This is a genomic window from Brucella pseudogrignonensis (assembly GCF_031454375.1).
In the GTDB taxonomy this organism is placed as follows: Bacteria; Pseudomonadota; Alphaproteobacteria; order Rhizobiales; family Rhizobiaceae; genus Brucella; species Brucella pseudogrignonensis_A.
The window spans coordinates 37,505-55,534 of sequence record NZ_JAVDQT010000008.1 but is presented as its reverse complement, the minus strand read 5'-3'; the positions used below and the strand labels follow the sequence as shown (position 1 = coordinate 55,534).

Sequence of the window (18,030 nt, the reverse complement as noted above, 5' to 3'; positions counted from 1 at the left end):
ATCATGAAGGCTGGCCTGACATCTTCTGTTGCACTGCATGCCGCGGCACTTGCGCTGGCAGTGGTTTCGTTTTCCTCGCCGAAGGCTTTCGACGTGCAGGATTCGGAATCGTTTCCGGTTGACATCGTTCCGATTGAATCAATCACGCAAATTCAGCAGGGCGATAAAAAAGCGCCTATGAAGGAAAAGTCGGCACCTATTCCGACAACAAAACCGCAGACGGTACCGGATGCGCAGGAGTTTGGTGATCAGAGCGTTGATAGCCAGACACCGCCGACGCCTGACACCACAGCTAAGCCGCTTGAAGCTGCTCAGGAACCAAAGGCGCAGCCGGAGCCAGTCAAAAAGCCGGAGCCGAAGCCCGACCCAAAGCCTGAACCCAAACCGCAGGATAAGCCTACGCCGGTCCCTGCCACGGAAGTTCAGACCAAGCCGGAAGAAAAGCAGGAAGTGAAGCCTGACCCGGTCGCGGAAGCGATTGAGAAACAGGCAGAAGCGCCTGATCAGGCAGCACCTAAATTGCCGGATAATGTTCCGGCACCGCAGGAAAAGCCAAAGCCTCCGCAGGCGCAGACCGCCAAGACACCGGATCGCAAGCCTGTTGAAGAGAAGAAGCCGACGCAGTCAGCTTCGCAGACGTCGCAGTCAAAGAATGACGCCATCGCGGATGAAGTGGCAGCACTTCTTAATAAGCAGAAGGCTTCTGGCGGCGGTGCAAAGCGTTCGACGGATCAGGCATCGCTGGGCGGCAAGAAGAATACTGGCGGCTCAAAGCTGAGCCAAAATGAAATGGATGCGCTTCGTGGCGCGATCTCGAAGTGTTGGAACGTGCCTGCTGGTGTCGCCGATGCGCCTGGTCTTGTTGTGACGGTGAAGATGCATCTCAATCAGGATGGTTCCATTCAGGGTTCACCCGAAGTGACATCCGGTGGTGGTAGTGATGGTGTGGGCAGAGCGGCTGCAGAAAGCGCCCGTCGCGCTGTGGCACGTTGCGCACCGTATAATCTGCCAGCAGACAAATATGAGAATTGGTCGGAAGTGATTGTTAACTTCGACCCAAGCGAAATGTTCTGACCGGGTTCCGGTCACAGTTAAGTTCAATGCCAAGGACAAAAGAGGTCCCCAAAGACATGAAAATGGGCATTATGAAAACGAAGATCCGAGCAGCCCTTTCGGCTTTGGCCTGTGTCATTGCCGCAAGTTTTGTTGCAACCGCTCCTGCGCATGCCGTGGTCGAAATCAACATCAACAAGGGTGTTGTCGAACCATTGCCAATTGCAATCACTGATTTCCTTTCGGGCGATCAGCTTGGTGCCAATATCACGTCTGTGATTGCCGCCGATCTTGAGCGCTCCGGCTTGTTTGCGCCGATCAGCAAGGGCGCATTCATCGAAAAGATTTCCAACCCTGATGCATCGCCGCGTTTTGAAGATTGGAAGGTCATCAATGCGCAGGCATTGGTCACTGGTCGCATTACCAAGCAGCCAGACGGTCGCCTGAAGGCTGAATTCCGTCTCTGGGATACATTTGGTGGTCAGCAGCTGATTGGACAGCAGTTCTTTACCACGCCAGATAACTGGCGTCGTGTTGCACATATTATCGCTGATGCCATCTATGAGCGCCTGACGGGTGAAAAGGGCTATTTCGATACTCGCGTCGTTTTCGTTGACGAATCCGGTCCAGCCCAGAAGCGCGTCAAGCGTTTGGCGATCATGGATCAGGATGGTGCCAATATTCGTTACCTTTCTGATGGCCGCGATATTGCACTAACCCCGCGTTTTTCGCCAAACCGTCAGGAAGTGACTTATATGTCCTTTGCTGGTGGCCAGCCGCGCGTTTACCTGTTGCAGCTTGAAACTGGCCAGCGCGAACTGGTTGGCAACTTCCCCGGCATGTCGATTGCACCACGCTTTTCGCCAGATGGTCAGAAGGTTGTCATGAGCCTTTTGCAGGATGACGGCAGCGCGAACATCTACACGATGGATCTGCGTAATCGCACCACGACACGTCTCACCAACAGTCAGGCAATCGATACCAGTGCGTCTTACTCGCCGGATGGTTCGCAGATTGTGTTCTCTTCTGATCGTGGCGGACGTCCACAGCTCTATGTGATGGGCGCTGATGGTTCCAACCCACGCCGTATCTCGTCGGGTGACGGCAGCTACTCGACCCCGGTTTGGTCTCCACGTGGTGATCTCATTGCTTTCACCAAGCAGTCACAGGGCCAGTTCTCGATTGGCGTTATGAAGACTGATGGTACAGGTGAGCGACTGCTGACTTCGGGCTTCCACAATGAAGGTCCAACGTGGGCACCAAACGGTCGCGTGCTGATGTTCTTCCGCAAGGCATCAGGTGCTGGTGGTCCGAAGCTCTTCAGTATTGATTTGACGGGTCGCAATGAACGTCAGATTCAGACACCAAACTTCGGTTCTGATCCAGCATGGTCGCCATTGCTCGAGTAGTTTTGGTATCAGCTCGAATGAGTTTGGGGCGCGAAGCATAGGTTTCGCGCCTTTTTCATGGCAAAATGCCACAATTATAGCCTTGGAGCCGTGTTTCTGCCTCATTTAGCCCTCAAGGGCTAGAAGCAGAATTGCTACCGGATAAAAACGGTTTGCAGATGGTCGCAAGAAATTATTAACCATACTTCTTGAGCCTGTTTTAACCTAAATATGATTATTGGTTGGTTACGCAGGAACATCAAATCTTAAGGAGCTCCGGCCCATGCGCCGTATCCAGTCGATTGCACGTAGCCCGATCGCTATTGCCCTTTTCATGTCGCTCGCCGTTGTTGGTTGTGCGTCCAAGAAGAATCTCCCGAACAATGCCGGTGATCTTGGCTTGGCTGGTGGCGCTGCAACGCCCGGCTCCGCTCAGGACTTCACTGTAAACGTCGGTGACCGCATTCTGTTTGACCTCGATTCGTCGCTGATCCGTTCGGACGCACAGCAGACATTGTCGAAGCAGGCACAGTGGTTGCAGCGTTACCCACAGTACTCGATCACTGTCGAAGGCCATGCCGACGAACGTGGTACACGTGAGTACAACCTTGCACTCGGCCAGCGTCGTGCTGCTGCAACCCGTGACTTCCTTGCAGCCCGCGGCATTCCAACCAGCCGTATGCGCACCGTTTCTTACGGCAATGAGCGTCCAATCGCTGTTTGCGATAACAACTCTTGCTGGTCGCAGAACCGCCGTGCCGTTACCGTTCTTAACGGTGCTGGCAGCTAAGTTTCAGCAAATAGCCTGACCTAATCAGAGAAAAGCGGTCTTCGGGCCGCTTTTTTTGTGCTGAAAGACAACTATTGGTAATTTCGACAAATTTTGGCCGAAGTAACCTGTGTCATAGGGAAAGCATCTATGCTTTTTAAGGTTTTTCTCTAATAACTGAAAAGAACCGCGGAAAATCAGGTGTTCAGAAAATGTTCAGGCATCGTGTTTGATTGTTTATCCAGACCTTGGTGGTCGCGGTTTATAGTTTCAGGGCACCATCATTTTTCGACAATGAGCGATAGGGGCAAAAGGGAATGAGGAAACCAATGAGGAAAGTGACGCTGGCAATTGCCATGCTGCCGCTTTTGGCGAGTGCGCCGGTTCTGGCAGCATCTGGTTTTTCGCAGCAGGGAAACATTCAACTTGCGCAAGCTGGAAGTCCGGGTGGCGATCAGTTTTCGCAGCAGGTTTGTAATCTGGCGCATCAGAACGCACAGTCCTATGCCCGCATCATGCAACTGCGCGACAATATGCTGAAAATTCAGCGTGATAATGAAACCCGTTTTCGTGCGCTGGAAAAGGGCAATGGCGGTGGACAGAATCACGCGAATATCGGCTCGACCGCGATTCTCGACGATGCCATGCGCGACAATGGCAGCGGGGGCGGTCAGGGCGGCTATCAGCAAAGCCCAGGCTTGCAGCAAGAGTTGATCCGTAACCTCACCGGTAAGGTTGAGGATGTCGATGCGCAGATTTCATTTACGAATGAGCTGCTGCAGAAGACACAGGATGACAATGATTTCCGCTTTGAAGAGCTGGAAAAGAAGCAGGGTGTAACGGCTCCGGCAAAGTCTGATCTGTCTCAGAACGCTCAGGTGAGCGCGCCTCCCGGCAGCGATCTTTGTGCGCAGGGCATGGGCAATCCGGTAAGCACCGCCGATACACTTGGTAATCGTGCCGAAGCCATGAACTTCCAGGTTCTCGAATTGCAGGACCAGATGCAGAAAATGCAGGAAGACAATGAACGCCGCTTCCAGAAGCTGGAAGGTGGCCGCGCCGATGCGGGCAATGCACCGGACGAGACTTCGCTTGCTGATGCGACACCGGCTGGAAACCCCGATGATGGGGTTTCTGGCAACACGGCGCAGGGCGGTGATTTTGGTTCAGATACACAATTGGCGACCAATGATACATCGGGCGCCGATTCCGTGGCTATTGGTTCAGGCGCCGCTCCGCAAAGTGGCCCACAACGTGGAGAGCCGCCGCGGTCGCTCGGCTCCATCCGCTTTGACAACAATGGCAATGTAATCGGCGAAACCATTGATGTGCAGCCTCGCCCGATTGAGCAGGGCGCTGCATTGCCAGTTGGTCAGGCTGCTGGACAGGCGGTTGCATCGCTGCCGACTGATGATAATCCGAATTCACTCTATCAGGCCGCGTATCAATATGTGATGTCGGGCGATTATAAAGCAGCAGAGACTGGTTTCCGCGAGCACATCAAGCGCTATCCGGCTGATCCTACCACGGCTGAGGCACGCTATTGGCTGGGTGAATCGCTTTATGGTCAGGCGCGTTATCCTGAAGCCGCGACTGTTTTCATCGATACGCAACGTGATTACCCCGATTCCAAACGCGCAGCGGAGAATATGTTCAAGCTGGGTATGACGCTTGAAAAGATGGATAATCACGACGTCGCTTGTGCAACATTCAAGCAGATTCCAGAACGCTATCCTAAGGCTGCGCCCGCTGTTTTGAAGCGGGTGAGTGATGAGCGCACGCGTATCAAGTGTTGATTTTGGAGAACATTTGTGGGGCTTTCCCCGACCGATATTTTTGAGCCTTTCAGATTAGATCGCGCAAAAGGAGTCATTGCTGCCGTGTCAGGCGGGAGCGATTCTCTGGCTCTTCTTTTTCTCTTGAAAGACTATCTCGCGACGCTGGATAATCCGCCGCCGCTGACAGCTGTTACTATTGATCATCGTTTGCGTGCGGAATCGGCACAAGAGGCTGACAATGTAGGCGCGCTTTGCCACCAACATGGCATAGCGCACCGTGTTCTTGTTTGGGACGACACCAAGCCCAAAACTGGTTTAGCCGCTGCCGCTCGCTCTGCTCGTTATCGGTTGCTGGTTCAGGCCGCGCATGAGGCGGGTGCTGATTTTATTGCGACGGGGCATACACGCGATGATCAGATCGAAACATTTTTAATGCGCAAAGAGCGGAGCTCTCATTCGGAAGCACGCGGTCTCGCTGCAATGGCACCGCAGTCATGGCTTGAAAATTCGGTTATCTTGGTGAGGCCGCTGCTGGACACATCCCGTTCAAGCCTGCGGCAGGAACTCACTAAGAAATCGATCGTCTGGATTGATGATCCCAGCAACGTGAACACCAATTATGAGCGTCCGCGCGTGCGGCTGACATCGGCCACAGAAGTCGATCCAGACCGCGTGATGGCACAAGTCGCACTGGCATCTGCGGCGCGCAAACGCGATAATGCGGCGCTTGTTGCAGCACTTTCAAACCCTGGTTGCCTGCAAATGAACGCGTTAGGCACGATTTTGGTCGATGCCTCCATTTATGCAGCGTTGCCAGAAACGGTTCGGCGCTTGTTTTCTGGCCTTCTCGCATCGATTGCCGGTGGGCGGCGTTTTCTGCCCGGTGATGCTGAGCGTGCACGGATCGAAAAGCTCTTGTTCGGTCAGGAGAAAGTTGGCCGTCTCACTGTGTTTGGCGCGCTTGTTGAGCTTGGTAAAAATGGTGAGCCGCATAAGTTTCGTCGTGAACGCCGTAATCTTCCAACTATGGAACTTCATCCCGGGCAAACGATCATCTGGGATGGGCGCTATCGCTTTAAAAATGATGCTCAAACGCCTTTTGAAGTGGCCGCACCGGATCGGCAGGAACTGACTGATTTCATTGAAATGCATATGATTGAACTTGATTTTGCACAACGCGAAGCTTTGCTGGTGCTACCTGCGATCTATGAAAACGGCAAATTACAGCAAGTTCCGGCAGTTAACGGCCAGCAGTTGCCTTCAGGAATCACCGTCGAAAAGCACTTCGCAATCTTTGATCATGTGCTTCCGGGCTATGATTTTGCGCTGGCAAAGGCCATTGAAACGCAGTTTGGGCGCGAATGTCCTAATTTTTATAAACCAGTTTGATAAGAATCGAAGATGAGGCGGCTCTCGCGCCTTGGCAAGGCCGTTCTTCGATCCTATGTTAAGTCGAAACATCGTACCGCCCTTGTCGGGTGGCTGTGGTATCGATAGGACCCGATATGAATCCGAACTATCGCAACTTCGCCCTCTGGGCGATCATTGCTCTACTTTTGATAGCGTTGTTCAACCTGTTCCAGAGTCCTGGCCAGCGCTCGAATTCCCGTGAAGTTTCCTACTCCCAGTTTATCGATGACGTTTCCAATGGACGCGTTAAGTCGGTTACAATTACTGGTGAGAAGATCAGCGGTACATTTGCCGATAATGGATCGACCTTCCAGACCTATTCGCCTGGCGATACAGGACTAGTCTCCCGTCTTGAGGAAAAGGGCGTGACCATCACTGCCCGTCCTGAAAACGACGGTTCCGGTTCGCTTCTTGGTATCCTGCTTTCATGGTTGCCGATGATCCTTATTCTGGGTGTGTGGATTTTCTTCATGCGCCAGATGCAGGGTGGTTCACGCGGTGCGATGGGCTTTGGCAAGTCAAAGGCGAAGCTTTTGACCGAAGCGCATGGCCGTATCACTTTTCAGGATGTTGCGGGCGTTGAAGAAGCCAAGCAGGATCTGGAAGAAATCGTAGAATTCCTGCGTGATCCGCAGAAATTCCAGCGTCTTGGCGGTAAAATTCCACGCGGTGTGCTGCTCGTTGGCCCTCCTGGAACTGGTAAGACTTTGCTCGCGCGCTCTGTTGCAGGCGAAGCCAATGTGCCGTTCTTCACGATTTCCGGTTCTGACTTCGTTGAAATGTTTGTTGGTGTTGGTGCAAGCCGCGTCCGCGACATGTTCGAACAGGCGAAGAAGAATGCACCTTGCATTATCTTCATCGACGAAATCGATGCTGTTGGTCGTCATCGTGGTGCAGGTCTTGGCGGCGGTAACGACGAACGTGAACAGACGCTCAACCAGCTTCTGGTCGAGATGGATGGTTTTGAAGCAAACGAATCGATCATTCTGATTGCTGCAACCAACCGTCCTGACGTTCTTGATCCAGCGCTCCTGCGTCCGGGCCGTTTTGACCGTCAGGTCGTGGTTCCGAACCCGGATATCGTTGGTCGTGAACAGATCCTCAAAGTGCATGTGCGCAATGTGCCGCTTGCTCCAAATGTCGATCTTAAAGTTGTGGCACGCGGTACGCCGGGCTTCTCTGGTGCCGATCTTGCCAACCTCGTCAACGAATCTGCTTTGATGGCAGCGCGTCGCAACAAGCGCCTCGTAACCATGCAGGAATTTGAAGACGCCAAGGACAAGATCATGATGGGTGCGGAACGCCGCTCCGCCATGACGCCAGAAGAAAAGGCAAACACGGCCTATCACGAAGCTGGCCATGCTATTCTGGCGATCAACGTGCCAAAGTCTGATCCGGTCCATAAGGCGACAATCATTCCACGCGGTCGTGCGCTTGGTATGGTGATGCAGTTGCCGGAAGGTGATCGTTATTCGGCAACTTATACCTGGATGGTTTCGCGTCTTGCGATTCTGATGGGTGGCCGTGTTGCGGAAGAGCTGAAATTTGGTAAGGAAAACATCACGTCTGGTGCGTCTTCCGATATTCAGCAGGCAACCAAGCTTGCGCGCTCCATGGTGACGCAGTGGGGTTATTCCGATAAGCTTGGTCGCGTGGCTTATGGTGACAACCAGGAAGAAGTGTTCCTTGGTCACTCGGTTTCACGCACGCAGAATATTTCGGAAGCAACCGCGCAGATCATCGATGCTGAAGTGCGCCGTCTTGTGGATGAAGCCTATGCAGAAGCAACCCGTATCCTGACTGAAAAGCGTGAGGATTGGATCGCTCTTGCTGAAGGTCTGCTTGAATATGAAACGCTCAGTGGCGATGAAATCAAGGAACTGATTGCGGGCAATAAGCCATCACGTGATCAGGGTAATGATACGCCATCGCGTGGTTCAGGCGTTCCTAAAGCTGGCAGCCCACGCAAGCGCAAGGGTGAAGAACCCGGCAGTGAGCCTGGCATTGAGCCAAACCCGCAGCCGCAGTAAGCATCTGTAAGAATTATGAAAAGCCGGGCATTCTGTCCGGCTTTTCTGCTTCTGAAGTGCCTTTTGTTAGAAAGGCTCGGTTAAGTATTTCGGCGCATCATGGGTCAAGTTTGGAAATTGATGCTTTGATACGATCTGTTTCGTCGAAAGGTGAAATTGCAATGACGGGTGGTTTTGCGCTATTAACGCAGACAATCGATTGCCGGGCTAACGATCCCGGATGTCATTGCCGTCTCATGAATTAACCGCGACTGATTTTTAATTGCTTCGAGACAGCTTTATGGCGCAACGCAAGGCTAAGAATATGACACGTAAGTATTTCGGAACTGATGGTATTCGCGGTAAGGCAAACAGCTTTCCGATGACGCCCGATATTGCCATGAAAGTCGGTATGGCGGTTGGGCATATTTTTCGCCGCAAGGGTCAAGCCTCGCGCGTTGTGATCGGCAAGGATACGCGCCGCTCTGGTTATATGCTGGAAAACGCGCTTGTCGCCGGTTTCACAGCTGCGGGCATGGACGTGTTCCTTCTCGGCCCAATCCCAACGCCAGCTGTCGCTATGCTTTGCCGTTCGCTTCGTGCCGATATTGGTGTGATGATCTCGGCCTCGCACAATCCATTCTATGACAATGGCATCAAGCTGTTTGGTCCTGACGGCTTCAAGCTATCAGACGAAATCGAGTTGCAGATTGAAAGCCTGATCGATAGCGATCTCTCCGCGCATCTTGCGACCCATGGTGAAGTCGGCAAGGCCAAGCGCGTTGATGGTGATATTTATCGCTATATCGAATTTGCGAAACGCACACTGCCACGCAATATTTCGCTTAATGGTTTGCGCGTTGTTGTCGATTGCGCGAACGGTGCTGGCTATAAAGTGGCGCCTGCCGCACTTTGGGAGCTTGGTGCAGAAGTCATTACCATTAATGACGAGCCAAACGGCATCAACATTAATGAGGATTGCGGCTCGACCCATCCAATTGGTCTGATGAAGAAAGTGCATGAAGTACGCGCCGATGTCGGCATTGCGCTTGATGGTGATGCGGACCGCGTTTTGTTGGTTGATGAAAACGGCACCGTGATTGACGGCGATCAGCTTCTGGCCGTCATTGCCGAATCATGGGCAAAGTCAGATCGTCTGCAAGGCGGTGGGATCGTTGCAACGATCATGTCCAATCTGGGCCTTGAGCGTTACCTGCATGACCATAATATGACGTTGGCCCGTACCAAGGTTGGCGACCGCTACGTAGTTGAACATATGCGTGAGCATGGCTTCAATGTTGGTGGTGAACAATCGGGCCACATCGTTCTGTCGGATTTTGCCACGACGGGCGATGGGTTGGTATCGGCCTTGCAGATTCTTGCCGTCGCGCAGGAAGAAAACAAGCCGTTGAGCGAGTTGTGCCGTAAGTTTGAGCCAGTGCCGCAGCTTCTCAAGAATGTTCGCACTTCTGGCGGAAAGCCTCTTGAAAACAAGAAGGTCAAGAGCGCGATTGATGAGGCAACTGATCGTTTGGGCTCGCAGGGACGTTTGGTTATCCGTCCATCGGGAACCGAGCCGCTTATTCGTGTGATGGCAGAAGGCGATGACCGCGCCCTTGTTGAGAAGGTCGTCAATGACATTATCAATGTGATTTCTGCTGAAAGTGCTGCTGCCTGATCAGTCGGACAACGGATTAATAAAAAGCGCGGGTTTTCCGCGCTTTTTTGTTTGTCCTGAAAGGCTTTCACTTTGAAAATGCATGATAAAAAACGATTAAAAAATAAGGTTAATTAGTATTTAATTTTTGATCCGTATTTTGATCCCAAGATTTTGGTTCCGGCGTGTTTGCTGCGTCACTGATTGATGGGACAAATAAATGAATGGTCTGATTAAGACTTTTTGTGCCGGCCTTGTATTATCCGCTGCACTGACTGACTTTTCGTCTGTGGCATTTGCCGCCGATGACATGGAATCCGTGCCGGAAGTCGTTGTTACGCCTTCAGCTACTGGTGGCTGGTATCTGCGTGGTGATCTTGGTTATTCCCTCAATCGCTTCAAAAGAGCAGATTTTGATGGCACTCGATTTGATGGCGATCTGAAAGAATCGTTCGTTTTTGGCGGGGGCGTTGGCTATCAGATTACGGATTATTTCCGCACTGATTTGACGCTTGACTACTCAACACGCTCAAAATTCACCACCGATTACGATAACAGCAAGATGTCCGGCTTGTCGGCTCTGGCAAATGCCTATGTCGATCTCGCAAATTTTGGCGGCGTGACACCGTATGTCGGCGCAGGGCTTGGTGGCACGCGTGTGAAGTGGGACGATATGGCCCTTACAGCCAATGGTAACGAATTATCAGGCCAAGCCGATTGGCGCTTTACCTATGCATTGATGGCCGGTGCATCGGTCGATCTCACGCATAATCTTAAGTTGGATGCTGGCTATCGCTTCCGCCATGTTAATGGTGGCAAAATGTTTGAGGGTGATACGGATATTGGTGCAGTCCGCGATAAGGGCATGAATATCCACGATATCCGTGTTGGTCTTCGCTATATGTTTGGCGGCTGATAGTGTTATCCATTGAATTCAAAGGCCCGGTTTTCCGGGCCTTTTTCTTTATAGAAAAAGAATCTTTCGCGCCATCTTGTGAAATTTTTGCTTTCCGATATTTTCATCAGTGGGCCACGCCTCCCCAACGAGGCGCGTGCTATCTGTGAGGATAGGAAACAAAATGACGACGATTGCGAAGCCGGTAGTTCGCCCGGCTAACCCTAATTTTTCTTCAGGTCCCTGTGCAAAACGCCCCGGTTGGTCGCTTCAAGCGCTCGCCGATGCGCCGCTTGGCCGTTCGCACCGCGCGAAAATCGGCAAAAACAAGCTGAAAGAAGCTATCGACCTTACCCGCGAAATTCTCGGCGTTCCTGCTGATTACCGCATTGGCATCGTGCCTGCATCCGATACGGGTGCGGTCGAAATGGCCCTGTGGTCGCTGCTCGGTGAGCGCGGCGTGGATATGGTTGCGTGGGAAAGCTTCGGTTCGGGCTGGGTCACAGACGTGATCAAGCAGCTGAAGCTGGAAGACACCCGTACTTTTGTTGCGCCTTATGGCGAGCTGGTCGATTTTTCTGAAGTCGATTTCAACCGTGACGTCGTTTTCACCTGGAACGGCACCACGTCTGGCGTTCGCGTGCCTAATGCCGATTTCATTCCTGCAAATCGTGAAGGCCTGACCATTTGCGATGCGACCTCTGCTGCTTTCGCGCAGCGTCTTGATTTTGCAAAGCTCGATGTGGTCACTTTCTCATGGCAGAAAGTGCTTGGCGGCGAGGGCGCACACGGCATTCTCATTCTTTCCCCACGCGCTGTTGCGCGTCTGGAAAGCTACAAGCCAGCATGGCCGCTGCCAAAGATTTTCCGTCTGACTTCTGGCGGCAAGCTGATCGAGGGCATCTTCGTCGGCGAAACCATTAACACGCCTTCGATGCTCTGCGTTGAAGATTATCTGGATGCGCTGAGCTGGGCGCGTTCGGTCGGCGGTCTCGACGGTCTTGTCGGACGTGCGGATGCAAATTTTGCCGTGCTTGATGCTTTCATCGAGCGGACGCCATGGATCGCTAATCTGGCTCAGAAGCCTGAAACGCGCTCCAACACATCTGTTTGTGTAACGATTGTTGATCCGGAAGTGACTGCTTTGTCTGCGGACCAGCAGGCAGCTTTTGCCAAGGGCATGGTCTCGGCGCTCGAAAAAGAAGGCGTTGCATTCGACATCGGTGCGTATCGCGATGCGCCTTCCGGTTTGCGCATCTGGGCGGGTGCTACGGTTGAAGCTTCTGATCTTGAAGCACTCACCGCTTGGCTCGACTGGGCTTTTGCCGCGCAGAAAGCAGCACTCAAGGCCGCTGCGTAATCGCAAGCGATGCAGAGAGCTGTGGCCGGAGTTGGGACGGCCATAGCCGTCAATTCCTTAGAGCGCTTCTCATTTTTACTGAAATATGTGAACCGCTCTAAGTAGTCATTTTATCGCATTATCCTACGCAAAACCGCTACGCACTTTTGCTGGTAATGCTCGATCGTACACATCCGAAGGAGGCTCTTATGGCACCTCGCGTACTCGTATCCGATAAATTGTCGCCGACCGCCGTTCAGATTTTCAAAGACCGCGGCGTTGAAGTTGATTACCTGCCAGATCTTGGCAAGGACAAAGAAAAACTGCTCGAAATCATCGGCCAATATGATGGTCTTGCTATCCGCTCCGCTACCAAGGCAACAGAAAAGCTGATCGCAGCAGCAACGAAGCTCAAGGTCATTGGTCGCGCCGGGATTGGCGTGGACAATGTCGATATTCCGGCAGCATCGCGCCGCGGTATCATTGTGATGAATACGCCTTTCGGCAATTCGATCACCACTGCAGAACATGCAATTGCACTGATGTTTGCAGTTGCGCGTCAGCTCCCCGAAGCGGATGTTTCCACGCGCGCTGGCAAGTGGGAAAAGAACCGCTTCATGGGCGTGGAAATCACAGGCAAAACGCTTGGTGTTGTCGGTTGTGGCAATATCGGCGCTGTGGTTGCAGCGCGCGGTATTGGTCTCAAGATGCACGTTGTTGCGTTTGATCCGTTTCTTTCGGAAGCGCGCGCGCAGGAACTTGGCGTCGAAAAGCTGGAGCTTGATGAACTTCTGGCGCGTGCTGATTTCATCACCCTGCATACACCGCTCACTGACAAGACACGCGGCATCATCAATGCCGATGCACTGGCTAAGACCAAGCCGGGTGTTCGCATTGTTAACTGCGCACGCGGCGGCCTGATCGTTGAAAAGGATCTGGTTGAAGCGTTGAAATCGGGTCATGTTGCTGGTGCTGGTATTGATGTTTTCGAAACTGAGCCTGCAACAGAGAATGAGCTCTTCAATCTCCCCAACGTGGTCTGCACACCGCATCTTGGTGCTTCGACGTCCGAAGCGCAGGAAAATGTTGCCATTCAGGTGGCCGAGCAAATGTCGGATTATCTGGTCAAGGGTGCTGTTTCCAACGCGATCAACATGCCGTCGATCACGGCAGAAGAAGCGCCGCGTCTCAGGCCTTTCGTCAAGCTTGCAGAGGTTCTTGGTGCTTTTGTTGGTCAGGTGACAGACGAGCCTATTCAGGAAGTCGAAGTGCTTTTTGATGGTGCGACTGCGGCGATGAACACCCGCGCTTTGATCAGTGCGGCGCTTGCTGGTCTGATCCGTCCACAGGTTGCAGATGTAAACATGGTTTCTGCGCCGATTATGGTGAAGGAACGGGGAATCATCGTTTCGGAAATCAAGCGCGACAAATCCGGTATTTTTGACGGCTATATCAAGCTGACCGTCAAGACGACTGAACGCGAACGCTCGGTAGCTGGTACATGCTTCTCGGATGGCAAGGCACGCTTTATCCAGATCAAGGGAATCAACCTTGATGCGGAAGTTGGGCCGCACATGCTTTATGTCACCAATGTCGATATTCCGGGCATGATTGGTCTGCTTGGAACGATCTGCGGTAAGCATGATATCAACATCGCAAACTTCGCTCTAGGACGTGATCATCCGGGCGGCGATGCCATTGCGATGCTCTATGTCGATGACAGAATTCCACAGGCAGCACTTGACGAACTGATCGCGCAAGAGGCAATCAAGGCGGCAAGACCTTTGGAATTTAACGTCGAGGAAGCTTAAACGATATGAATGACGGGATTGAACAGGCAGAATGGCGGCGGATGCAGGCACAGGATTTTGCAGGCGTTACGACTGTCGCCAACATTGTTCATCCCGACTTCTTCGAGGATGAGGCGGTCTTTCGGGACCGCTTCAACATCTACCCAGCCGGTTGTTTTGTGCTGGCAAAGGGCAGTGAAATCGTCGGCTATGGCATCAGTCATCCATGGAAGCTCGATTCGGTCCCAGCACTGAATTCCGTTCTTGGCGAACTGCCAAAAGAGATCAGCACCTATTATATTCATGATATTGCACTCTTGCCGGAAGTACGTTCAGGCGGGCAAGCATCGCGCGTTGTTGAGCTGATGGGCGCTCAGGCAGAGCGGGACGGTTTTGCGACCATGGCGCTTGTCGCGGTGAATGGCTCGCATGGCTTTTGGGAGAAAAAGGGCTTCGTTACCCGCGATGTGCCAGCACTCGAAGACAAGCTGAAAGGCTATTCGGACGAGGCACTATACATGGTCCGCGCCGGCTAGATCGTAGATATTCCGGATCTGGCGGTCTGCAAATGGCGTTTTTCTCCGCTTCCGGTGCTCATGTACCCAAAAGTACACTCCGCTCCGGTTCTCAAAGAACACCATTTTCGCCCCACCATATCCAGAATCTCAGACGATCTGACGCTATCTTTCCACGTCTTCGTGAAAATATTCGTATTTTTTGCATGTAAAGAGTCGCGTAAGCACGATTCAGTCTGTATAGAGACGAGGGATCAGCACCTCGCGTCAAACTGTCGGGGCTGCTTGCGATCCTTGGGTTATATTTACGGCTGAGATGCCGGACCGAGGAGTTTTCTCAATGGCTAATGTGGTTGTCGTCGGGTCGCAATGGGGCGACGAGGGCAAGGGAAAGATCGTGGACTGGTTGTCCGAACGCGCCGATGTGATCGTGCGTTATCAGGGCGGCCATAATGCCGGTCATACACTTGTTATCGATGGCGTCAGCTACAAGCTTTCGCTTCTTCCATCGGGTCTGGTGCGCGGCAAATTGAGCGTGATCGGCAATGGTGTTGTGGTTGACCCGCATCATTTCGTCATGGAAGTCGAAAAGCTGCGCGGGCAGGGCATCGATATTAATCCGGATGTTCTGCGTATTGCTGAAAATGCTCCGTTGATTCTCTCGGTTCACCGTGAACTCGACGCGATGCGCGAAGGCGCTACTGAAGGTCTTAAGATTGGCACCACGAAGCGCGGCATCGGCCCTGCTTATGAAGATAAGGTTGGCCGTCGCGCGATCCGCGTGATCGACCTGACAGAGCCAGACACGTTAGAGCCAAAGGTTGAGCGCCTGCTTGCGCATCACAATCTGCTGCGTCGCGGCATGGGCTTGGAAGAGATCGCGGTTGCGACCATTCTTGAAGAGCTGACCTCGGTTGCAGACAAGATTCTTCCTTATATCGATCAGGTCTGGCGCGTTCTCGACGAACGCCGCAAGTCTGGCGACCGTATTCTGTTCGAAGGTGCGCAGGGCGCATTGCTTGATAACGACCATGGCACCTATCCGTTTGTGACTTCGTCAAACACTGTTGCCGGTCAGGCAGCGGCTGGTTCGGGTCTTGGTCCGACAGCAATCGGTTATGTTCTTGGCATCACCAAGGCTTACACCACTCGCGTTGGTGAAGGTCCGTTCCCGACCGAACTCAACGATGAGATTGGCGAATTTCTCGGCACCAAGGGCCATGAATTTGGCGTGGTGACAGGTCGCAAGCGTCGTTGTGGCTGGTTCGATGCGGTTATCGTTCGCCAGACGGTTCGCACATCGGGCATCACCGGTATTGCATTGACCAAGCTTGACGTTCTCGACGGTCTTGATGAAATCAAGATCTGCGTAGCTTACGAACTTGATGGCAAGCGTATTGATTATCTGCCATCTTCGATGGGTGCGCAGGCTCGTGTGAAGCCGATCTATGAAACGCTGCCGGGCTGGTCGGAAACGACTGCTGGTGCACGTTCGTGGAACGATCTTCCAGCACAGGCTGTCAAATATGTCCGCCACATCGAAGAACTGATTGGTGCACCGGTGTCGATGCTCTCGACGAGCCCGGAACGCGAAGACACCATCCTCGTAACGGATCCATTCCAGGACTAGTCGTTCGGAACTTTGCTTCCTGTAAAGAACAAGCCCGGTTTGCCTTTATGGCTGACCGGGTATTTTTTTAAGGTTTTTTCGCGATCATTTTGAAAGCGTTAGAGCGTATTTCGATCTGATTGCATCAGATCGGCGCTCAAATTTTGTATTTTGGACCGCATCTTTTCCGAAAACCGCTTCACACTTTTCGGGATGCGTTCACTTAATCGTTGCCGCAACCTTTGCTTTCTAACGATTATTGTGATTATTGAGGTATTTACTGCATTTCGAACGCGCGGAAACTGGGTAAGACGTATGGCTGATTTTGTAGCGGTTCTGAAAAAGACAATCGATGCTCAGGCGGATAAATCGCCTGAACTGCGCGAGCGTGTCTATGCAAAGGCACGTGCGACGATTGAACAGAAGCTTGTGACAGCAAATGCTTCGCAAGTTGTGGCAGTTCGCCAACGCAAAATACTTGAAGATGCTATCGAAGAAGTCGAAGCCTTTTATGCGCCGCCAGCTGCCGCACCTGTTGCAGAGCAGCCGTTGCATGATCCGCTTGAAGATTTTCTTGCCGAATCAACGCAAGCATCTGCGTCCTCATCCTATGATGAGGCGCCTTTTGTTGCTGGCAATCGGTCTTATACCGATCATGATGTCGATACTGATGAAGATGCAGCACCGGTGCATACGCGTCGTCAGGATGAGTGGTCAGCAGAGCGCGAACAGGATCGCACCGAAGACAAACCTGCTTATGCCCGCCGCGGTGAATATACTGACCCGGTACGCTTTAAAGAAAAGCGTTCTTACAAGGGCCTCATCATCGGTCTGATTGCTGTGCTCGCTCTTGGCGGTGCCGGATACGGTGTTTGGGCGAACAAAGACAAGCTGCAGGAACTGGCATCAAGTCTTGGTCGCAGCGATGCGCCGACAAGTGGTGATGCGGGAACAACGCAGCCAGAAACCGGGCAGACCGCAGGTTCCGAACAGCCGCAGACTGGCCAGCCAGCGACGCCGTCTGAAGAACAGAAAATGACGCAGCGTCTTATGGAAGATGGCAGCGAGAAAGACGAAGGTCCAGCGGGCGGTCAGGCAGGTCTTGGTGAAGGCAAGTCGACGGCAGCTTCAACACCGGGCGCTGAACAGACCAATACGCAAAACCAGCCGCAAGCTCAGCAAGCTGTTGCTGTGGGCCAGCAAGCACTTCTTTATGAAGAGCGTGGTGGTACAGAGACCGGTTCGGTCGAGCGTGGAACGGTTGTCTGGTCGGAAATTCAGGAAAGCCCGGGCGAAGGTGAACCTGCGGCTCCGGCAATTCGTGGCACGATCACGATGCCTGACACCAAAGCCGAACTTAAACTGACCATTCGCAAGAACACGGATCAGTCTATTCCTGCGAGCCATCTGATCGAGATGGTGTTCACTGTACCGGATGATTTTGCGGGCGGCGCGATCGATAATGTTCAGCGTATTACGTTCAAAGACACGGAACAGGCAGCGGGCAATCCGCTTATCGCTGTACCATCAAAGATTGCCGATAATTTCTTTATTATCTGGCTCAATGATGCGACGACGGCGCAGGACACCAACTTGTCGCTGATGCGCCGTTTGCAGTGGATTGATATTCCGATCTCATATCGCAATGGTCGTCGTGCTCTGATCAGTCTTGAAAAAGGCGTGCCAGGCGAGAAGGTGTTTAACGACGTTCTGGGTGCCGGTTAATAGCAGAGTGACCTAACCAAAGGTTAGCAATAAAAAAACCCCGCATGCGCGGGGTTTTTTATTAATCTTAAATGGTTGCTTTGGAAGCTGACG

The 18,030-nt window shown here is 52.7% G+C and carries 13 protein-coding genes; all 13 read left to right on the top strand.

Translation table 11 applies throughout. The annotated features are described in order from the left end of the window. Nucleotides 1–3 precede the first annotated feature (3 nt). The 13 genes from J2782_RS18445 to J2782_RS18385 all read left to right on the top strand — a co-directional run bounded on the left by J2782_RS18445 (nucleotide 4) and on the right by J2782_RS18385 (nucleotide 17,937). Nucleotides 4–1,074 carry a hypothetical protein gene (locus tag J2782_RS18445; protein ID WP_310015260.1) on the top strand — a complete coding sequence of 357 codons (1,071 nt, stop codon included), beginning with the start codon at nucleotides 4–6 and terminating at the stop codon, nucleotides 1,072–1,074. Nucleotides 1,075–1,130: 56 nt separating this feature from the next. After that, nucleotides 1,131–2,462 carry a Tol-Pal system beta propeller repeat protein TolB gene (tolB, locus tag J2782_RS18440; protein WP_310015258.1) on the top strand — a complete coding sequence of 444 codons (1,332 nt, stop codon included), beginning with the start codon at nucleotides 1,131–1,133 and terminating at the stop codon, nucleotides 2,460–2,462. A gap of 262 nt (nucleotides 2,463–2,724) precedes the next feature. Then, entirely contained in the window at nucleotides 2,725–3,231 is a 507-nt protein-coding gene (pal, locus tag J2782_RS18435; protein WP_310015256.1) for a peptidoglycan-associated lipoprotein Pal, read from the top strand. A gap of 296 nt (nucleotides 3,232–3,527) precedes the next feature. Then, a complete protein-coding gene (gene ybgF, locus J2782_RS18430; RefSeq protein ID WP_310015255.1) occupies nucleotides 3,528–5,006 on the top strand; it encodes a tol-pal system protein YbgF in 1,479 nt (492 codons plus the stop codon). A 15-nt stretch (nucleotides 5,007–5,021) separates the two neighbouring features. Continuing rightward, entirely contained in the window at nucleotides 5,022–6,377 is a 1,356-nt protein-coding gene (gene tilS, locus J2782_RS18425; RefSeq protein WP_310015253.1) for a tRNA lysidine(34) synthetase TilS, read from the top strand. Nucleotides 6,378–6,493: 116 nt separating this feature from the next. Next, on the top strand, nucleotides 6,494–8,428 hold the full coding sequence (ftsH, locus tag J2782_RS18420; RefSeq protein WP_310015251.1) for an ATP-dependent zinc metalloprotease FtsH: 1,935 nt from the start codon (nucleotides 6,494–6,496) through the stop codon (nucleotides 8,426–8,428). 304 nt (nucleotides 8,429–8,732) lie between these two features. Further along, on the top strand, nucleotides 8,733–10,085 hold the full coding sequence (gene glmM / locus J2782_RS18415) for a phosphoglucosamine mutase (protein ID WP_310015249.1): 1,353 nt from the start codon (nucleotides 8,733–8,735) through the stop codon (nucleotides 10,083–10,085). A 199-nt stretch (nucleotides 10,086–10,284) separates the two neighbouring features. Continuing rightward, nucleotides 10,285–10,980, top strand: a complete 696-nt coding sequence (locus tag J2782_RS18410) for an outer membrane protein (RefSeq protein ID WP_310015246.1) — start codon at nucleotides 10,285–10,287, stop codon at nucleotides 10,978–10,980. Nucleotides 10,981–11,143: 163 nt separating this feature from the next. Continuing rightward, nucleotides 11,144–12,319, top strand: a complete 1,176-nt coding sequence (locus J2782_RS18405; protein ID WP_310015245.1) for a phosphoserine transaminase — start codon at nucleotides 11,144–11,146, stop codon at nucleotides 12,317–12,319. A gap of 188 nt (nucleotides 12,320–12,507) precedes the next feature. Beyond that, nucleotides 12,508–14,109, top strand: coding sequence for a phosphoglycerate dehydrogenase (gene serA, locus J2782_RS18400; RefSeq protein ID WP_310015244.1), 1,602 nt, complete (start codon nucleotides 12,508–12,510; stop codon nucleotides 14,107–14,109). A gap of 5 nt (nucleotides 14,110–14,114) precedes the next feature. After that, the gene (locus J2782_RS18395; protein ID WP_310015242.1) at nucleotides 14,115–14,624 is read left to right on the top strand and encodes a GNAT family N-acetyltransferase; all 510 of its coding nucleotides are present in this window, start codon (nucleotides 14,115–14,117) and stop codon (nucleotides 14,622–14,624) included. A gap of 319 nt (nucleotides 14,625–14,943) precedes the next feature. Next, nucleotides 14,944–16,233, top strand: a complete 1,290-nt coding sequence (locus J2782_RS18390; RefSeq protein WP_250041083.1) for an adenylosuccinate synthase — start codon at nucleotides 14,944–14,946, stop codon at nucleotides 16,231–16,233. Between the two features lie 294 nt (nucleotides 16,234–16,527). Continuing rightward, nucleotides 16,528–17,937, top strand: coding sequence for a transcriptional regulator (locus J2782_RS18385; RefSeq protein WP_310015240.1), 1,410 nt, complete (start codon nucleotides 16,528–16,530; stop codon nucleotides 17,935–17,937). The last annotated feature ends 93 nt before the right edge of the window (nucleotides 17,938–18,030 follow it).